The organism is Paraburkholderia sp. BR10923, assembly GCF_040948765.1.
Taxonomy (GTDB): domain Bacteria; phylum Pseudomonadota; class Gammaproteobacteria; order Burkholderiales; family Burkholderiaceae; genus Paraburkholderia; species Paraburkholderia youngii.
In genome coordinates, this window is the sequence record NZ_JBFPKO010000150.1 from 1 (window position 1) to 623 (window position 623).

General features: G+C 59.4%; 1 protein-coding gene. It reads right to left on the reverse strand.

Going from position 1 to position 623, the window contains the following annotated elements:
* A partial coding sequence (locus AB3X94_RS41845) for an IS66 family transposase (RefSeq protein ID WP_368614472.1) occupies positions 1-623 on the reverse strand: 623 nt, incomplete at both ends.

The window sequence follows — 623 nt, forward strand, 5'->3', positions numbered from 1 at the left end:
GGCCTTGTGGGTTGGCAGTCGCGTCAGGACGTCCTTCAGATAGGCATGTGGTTCGTGCCCATTCAGTTGCGCTGAACGTAGCAGACTCATGATGGCCGCGGCTCGCTGCCCGGCTCGAAGCGAACCGGCAAACAGCCAGTTCGACCTGCCGATGGCCCAAGGTCGTATCTGGTTTTCGACCCAGTTGTTGTGTATAGGCACGTGACCGTCATCGAGATAGCGGGTCAGCGCATCCCATCGTTTAAGACTGTAATCCAGCGCTTTGGCAATCGCCGAATCTTCCGACACCAGCTTGCGCTGCGCCTTCATCCATTCGTGAAGTGCGTCGCAGACCGGCTTGGCCCGACTCTGTCGAAGCTTGTGGCGTTCCTCGGCTTGTAGCACTGCAGCGTCGCGCTCGATGTCGTAAAGCGCAGCGAAGAACGGCAGCGCCTGCGCAGCGATCTGACTGCTGTGATTGGCGTGCAGATCGAAGAACTTGCGTCTCGCGTGCGCAGCACATCCAATTTCAGTGATGCCCTGCTGGAATCCAGCCTTGTATCCACTGTAGTCGTCGCATACCAGTTTGCCCTGCCAGCCAGCGAGGAACGCGCGGGCATGTTCGCCTGCACGGCTGTCGGCGA